The sequence below is a fragment of the Craterilacuibacter sp. genome (genome assembly GCF_051659485.1).
GTDB lineage: Bacteria > Pseudomonadota > Gammaproteobacteria > Burkholderiales > Chromobacteriaceae > Craterilacuibacter.
The window spans coordinates 1-5,592 of record NZ_JBOFOO010000033.1 but is presented as its reverse complement, the minus strand read 5'-3'; the positions used below and the strand labels follow the sequence as shown (position 1 = coordinate 5,592).

General features: G+C 62.5%; 5 protein-coding genes. 4 read left to right on the top strand and 1 reads right to left on the bottom strand.

The features are described from left to right. On the top strand, positions 1–927 hold a 927-nt coding region (locus ACRC1E_RS01015; protein WP_438513249.1), incomplete at its 5' end, for a hypothetical protein. 104 nt (positions 928–1,031) lie between these two features. Here ACRC1E_RS01015 and ACRC1E_RS01010 read toward each other — a convergent pair. Continuing rightward, entirely contained in the window at positions 1,032–2,102 is a 1,071-nt protein-coding gene (locus ACRC1E_RS01010) for a BMP family ABC transporter substrate-binding protein (RefSeq protein WP_438513248.1), read from the bottom strand. Positions 2,103–2,369: 267 nt separating this feature from the next. Here ACRC1E_RS01010 and ACRC1E_RS01005 point away from each other — a divergent pair, with 267 nt between their 5' ends. From ACRC1E_RS01005 to ACRC1E_RS00995, 3 genes are all read left to right on the top strand, one after another. Continuing rightward, complete coding sequence (locus ACRC1E_RS01005; protein ID WP_438513247.1) at positions 2,370–3,911, top strand: ABC transporter ATP-binding protein; 1,542 nt, start codon at positions 2,370–2,372, stop codon at positions 3,909–3,911. Next, the gene (locus ACRC1E_RS01000; RefSeq protein WP_438513246.1) at positions 3,898–4,989 is read left to right on the top strand and encodes an ABC transporter permease; all 1,092 of its coding nucleotides are present in this window, start codon (positions 3,898–3,900) and stop codon (positions 4,987–4,989) included. Before ACRC1E_RS01005 ends, ACRC1E_RS01000 begins: the two co-directional genes overlap by 14 nt. Further along, the coding region (locus tag ACRC1E_RS00995) for an ABC transporter permease (protein ID WP_438513245.1) at positions 4,986–5,592 on the top strand (607 nt) is incomplete at its 3' end. The genes ACRC1E_RS01000 and ACRC1E_RS00995, both read left to right, overlap by 4 nt.

Sequence of the window (5,592 nt, the reverse complement as noted above, 5' to 3'; positions counted from 1 at the left end):
TCGGACATGCTCAAGCGCCTGCACGCGCTGCCGACGGGCTCGCTGCTGGAGCTGCATGCCACGTCGGGCGACGAGCAGGCCTTCCTGAATGAGCGCTCCTACGCTTTTGCCATGTCTGTGGACGCGTACCGCAAGGAAGTGGCCGAGCGCCAGCAGCTGCAGTGCACGATAGACTTTGCGCGCTGGCTCGCCAGCCAGATGAATACCCGGCCGGATGAGTTTGCCGGGCATTCGGCCGAAGAGATCATTGCTTCGGCCATGCTGCTCTGGCATGCCGGACAAGGTGCGGGCGCACTGCCGGGCAAGGCTGCGTTCGTGCAATTGCTGACGGCGCTCAGGAAACCATCCTTCAGGCCGCAGCCTGACGCATGGCAGAGCGTGCTGCCGCTGGTACCGGAGGCTTTCCACCCGATGGCGGCAGCGATGATGGCGCAGTTTGAGCGGGAGAAACTGCCTCTGCTTCGGGACAAGAGCATCAAGCCGGATGCGTTTATCCATGGCGAGCATGCCGGCATGTTCTTTATCCGTGGCAATCTGGATGAAGACGGCGGCGAGTTCGACAAGCTGGCTTATCAGGCCTGGGTGCGCATCACCAGGGGCAAGACCGATCCGGCCACCCTCGCTACCGTGTTCTTGCTAATTGCCAGCGGCCAGCAGCCAAAATCGACGCTGCTGAAACGGGAAGGTGCCGCCATCATTAGCCATTTCAGGACCCATGGCTTTGAATCCGGCAAGGTCTGTCAATTCATCGAAGAGTTTGCGCCGGTGCGGCAAAGGGAAGAGTTGAAGCAGATGTGGCTGGAAGACTTGCGGGACGAGGCCGAGGTGCATCTGGCTGACCCCTATCAGGACGACAGCTATATGGAGCGTTCGCTGCGTTATTTGCAGCAAACCTGTGCGGCCAGCTGGAAGGGGCGTCAGTCCTGAGGCGTGCGCCTGCCAGCCGTCATTGACCGGTAGCAGGGCCACGCAGGGCAGCGGGGTATCCAGCAAGGCTTGATGGCTGAGTCTTGCATGGATACCCCGTTTTTTTACTTCGGAATCGAGCCTTCCACGCCCTTCACATACCAGTTCATCGTGTCTACACCTTTCTGTGGCAGTACCTGGCCGGCGGCGACCATGCTTTTGCCTGCCTGATCGACGATAGGGCCGCTGAAACTGTGGAATTTGCCGGCGGCAAACTGGGCCTTCTTGGCATCAAACTTGGCCAGCAACGGCTTGGGTACGGCCGGGTTGATCGAGACCACGTCTATCATGCCGTCCTTGATGCCCCAGTCGACGCTGTCCGACTTCCACTTGTTCTCCAGCACGCCCTTGGCGGTGCGGGTGTAGTAGCCGCCCCAGTTGATCACTGCCGCAGCCAGTTGCGACTTAGGGCCGAATTTCTTCATATCGGTATCCCAGCCGAAGGCATATTTGCCCTTCTCTTGTGCCGTCTGCACGATAGCCGGCGAATCGGTGTTCTGCGCCATGACGTCGGCGCCCTGCGCGATCAGCGTCTCGGCCGCCTGGCGCTCCTTGGCCGGGTCGTACCAGCTGTTCACCCATACCACCTTGGTCTTGATTTTCGGGTTCACGCTCTGCGCGCCCAGCGTATAGGCGTTGATATTGCGCACCACTTCCGGGATCGGGAAAGAACCGACAAAGCCCAGCGTGTCGCTCTTGGTCATGCCGCCGGCGATCACGCCCATCAGGTAGGCGCCTTCGTAGGTCTTCGGGTTATAGATGGCGACGTTTTTGGCCGTCTTGTAGCCGGTGGCGTGGGCGAACTTCACATTCGGGAAGGCCTGTGCCACTTTCTGCGTCTGGTTCATGTAGCCGAACGAGGTGGTGAAGATCAGCTGGTTGCCGGCGGCGGCCAGCTGGCGAATCACGCGCTCGGCATCGGCGCCTTCGGGCACGCTTTCTACATAGGTGGATTTGATCTGGCCGGGCAGCGCCTTTTCCATGGCCTTGCGGCCCAGGTCGTGGGCGTAGGTCCAGCCGGCGTCACCGACCGGGCCTACATAGACAAAGCCGACTTTCAGCGGTTCGGCGGCAAAGGCCGGGCTGGCGAAGGCGGCTGCAAGCAGGGTGGTGATCAGGGTGCGGCGGGACAACATGGTGACTTCTCCTAGTGTGGAATGAATCCGGTAGCAAGCAAGCGGGATGCCAAATAGTTGATTCGCAAGATGACGGACTGCCAGATATTAGGGTGGCAAGATGATCTGTATTGAATAACCGGCAGCTAATGCGTGGCATTATAAACTTGAAATGCAAACAATTGTTTTATCAAAAATGCCAAAAGATTTACCATGCCGAGATTAATGTCCGGGTCTGCCTAAGTGCTAGCGCATCGGCGCCGGCCCCCTCTTCTGGAGTCTGCCGCCATGAATGCCCCTCCCGCTGTCGCGCGCCTGTCTTTGCGCGGTATTTGTAAACGCTATCCGTCGGTGATTGCCAACGATGCGATCGATCTTGAGATCGCACCCGGTGAAATTCACGCCGTGCTGGGCGAAAACGGTGCCGGAAAAAGTACGCTGATGAAGATCATTTACGGCGTGACCCGCCCCGATGGCGGCGAGATCCGCTGGGAAGGGCAGCGCGTCGCAATTGCCAGCCCGGCAGCGGCGCGCGAGCTGGGCATCGGCATGGTATTCCAGCATTTTTCGCTGTTCGAGACGCTGACTGTTGCCGAGAACATCGCCTTGTCCATCGGCCGGCCGCAGGGCGAGCTGCACGACGAGATCCGCGAGGTGTCGATCCGTTACGGCCTGCCGCTGGACCCGGCGCGGCTGGTGCACAGCCTGTCGGTGGGCGAGCGGCAGCGCGTCGAGATCGTACGCTGCCTGCTGCAAAAGCCCCGGTTGCTGATCATGGATGAACCGACCTCGGTGTTGACGCCGCAGGCGGTGCAACAGCTGTTTGCTACCTTGCGCCGCTTGGCCAGCGAAGGCTGCAGCATTCTCTATATCAGCCACAAGCTGGACGAGATCCGCGAGCTGTGCCAGCGCGCCACCGTATTGCGTGGCGGGCGGGTCAGCGGCGAGGCCGATCCGCGTCTGGAGTCCAACGAGTCGCTGGCACGCATGATGATAGGCGGCGAGTTGCCGGCCTGTACGCTGCCGCCGCAAGCGCCCGCCGAGGTGCGTCTGGCGGTCCGAGGCTTGTCGCTACAGAGTGACGATCCCTTCGGTACTGCCTTGCACGATGTGTCGCTGGAGGTGAGGGGCGGCGAGATCGTCGGCATCGCCGGTATTTCCGGCAATGGCCAGCAGGAGCTGCTGGCCGCCTTGTCCGGCGAGAGAAAGCTGGATAGCGCCGGGGTGCTGTCGCTGCGCGGCGTGGCGGCCGGCAAGCTGGGGCCGGGCGCGCGCAGGGCTTTGGGTCTGGGGCTGGGTTTTGTGCCCGAAGAACGGCTCGGGCGCGGCGCAGTGCCGGAAATGAGTCTGGCCGACAATGCTCTGCTTACCGGTGCCAACCGCGCCGGCATGCTCAAGGGGCCGTGGATACAGCGGCGTCAGGTGCGCGAATTTGCCCGCGAGGTGATTGCCCGCTTCAAGGTCAAGACACCGGATGAAGACGCACTGGCGCAAAGCCTGTCCGGCGGCAATCTGCAAAAGTTCATTATCGGGCGCGAGGTGATGCTGGAACCCGAGGTGATGGTGGTGGCGCAGCCGACCTGGGGGGTGGATGTGGGCGCGGCCATGCTGATACGCAATGCGCTGATAGACCTGCGCAACCGCGGGGTGGCGGTGCTGGTGATCTCCGAGGAGCTGGACGAGCTATTCATGATCAGCGACCGGCTGGCGGTACTGGCCGACGGCAGGCTATCGCCCGCGATCGCCACGCAAGACGCCAGCGTCGAACTGATAGGCCGCTGGATGAGCGGCGACTTTACCCTGCACGAGGCTCGCCATGTTCCAGCTTGAAGCCAGACCCGTTCCTTCGGGCGCCATGCGCCTGCTGTCCCCCGTGATTGCCGCCGTGCTGATGCTGGCATCCGGCTTTGTGCTGTTTACCCTGTTGGGACAGCCGGCATTCAAGGCCTTTTATGTGTTTTTTGTACAGCCGCTAACCACGCTCTACGGGGTAGGCGAGTGGTTATTGAAGGCGACGCCGCTATTGCTGTGTTCGCTGGGCCTGTTGGTTGCCTACCGCGCCAATGTGTGGAATATCGGGGCCGAAGGACAGCTGGTGATGGGGGCGGTTGCCGGCGGCGGGGTGGCGCTGGCTTTTCCCGATGCCGGCGCGTCGTGGCTGATGCCGGCCATGCTGGTGGCCGGTGTCCTGGGCGGCATGGCATGGGCGGCGCTACCTGCCTTGCTGCGCACCCGTTTTCACACCAACGAGATTCTGGTCAGCCTGATGCTGGTGTATGTGGCCGGCCTCGGGCTGCGTTTTCTGGTTAACGGCCCGTGGCGCGACCCGGAGGGCTTCAATTTTCCGCAGTCGCGCATGTTTCACGAGGCGGCCATCTTGCCCCTGCTGCATTCCGAAATGCGGGTGACGGTGGTGGCGTTGCTGGCGGTGTTGCTGGCGGCGCTGGTGTGGCTGTTTATGGCCAAAACCTGGCTGGGCTTTCGTATTCAGGTGGCCGGGCAGGCACCTGCCGCTGCGCTGTATGCCGGCTTTGGCGAGAAGCGCAATGTGTGGATCGCGATGCTGATTTCCGGCGGCTTTGCCGGCCTTGCCGGGGTGGCGGAAGTCGCCGGCCCGCTGGGGCAGCTGCAGCCCTCGGTGTCGCCCGGTTACGGCTTTGCCGCGATTATCGTCGCTTTTGTCGGGCGTCTGCATCCGGTGGGCGCGGTACTGGCCAGCCTGCTGATGTCGCTCTTGTATCTGGGCGGGGAAACCGCACAGATGGAGCTGGGCCTGCCGGCCGCGATTACCGGCCTGTTTCAGGGCTTGCTGCTGTTTTACCTGTTGGCCGCCGATCTCTTTATCCACTACCGCGTGCGCCGCAGCGTGCGCGCGCCCATGCCTGTACTCAAGGAGGCGACCCGATGAACGAAGGCCTGATGTTGGCGCTCTTGCTGTCTACCGCCAGTGCGGCCACGCCCCTGATGCTGGCGGCGCTGGGCGAGCTGATTACCGAACGCAGCGGCGTGCTCAATCTGGGGGTGGAGGGGATGATGCTGGTCGGGGCGGTGGCGGCGTTTGCCACCATGAGCCAGACCGGCAATCCGTGGCTGGCATTTACGGTGGCGATGCTCGCCGGCTGCGCACTGTCTTTGCTGTTCGGCGTACTGACCCTGCATCTGATGACCAATCAGGTTGCCACCGGCCTGGCGTTGACGCTGTTCGGCGTCGGCCTGTCGGCCTTTATCGGCCAGCCTTATGTTGGCGGCGTGGTTGCCGGGGTGCAGCCGCTGCTGTTCGGTCTTGATCCTGTCACCTTGCTGGCGTTTTTATTGTGTGCCGGCCTGTGGTGGTTTCTGGCCAGAAGCCGTGCCGGACTGCTGCTGCGCGCAGTCGGTGAAAAGCCGGCGGTGGCCGACGCCATCGGCTATCCGGTGCGGCGCATCCGTTATCTGGCCGTGCTGTTCGGCGGCGCGATGGCGGGGCTGGGCGGAGCCTTTTTGTCGCTGGTGAATACCCCGATGTGGGTCG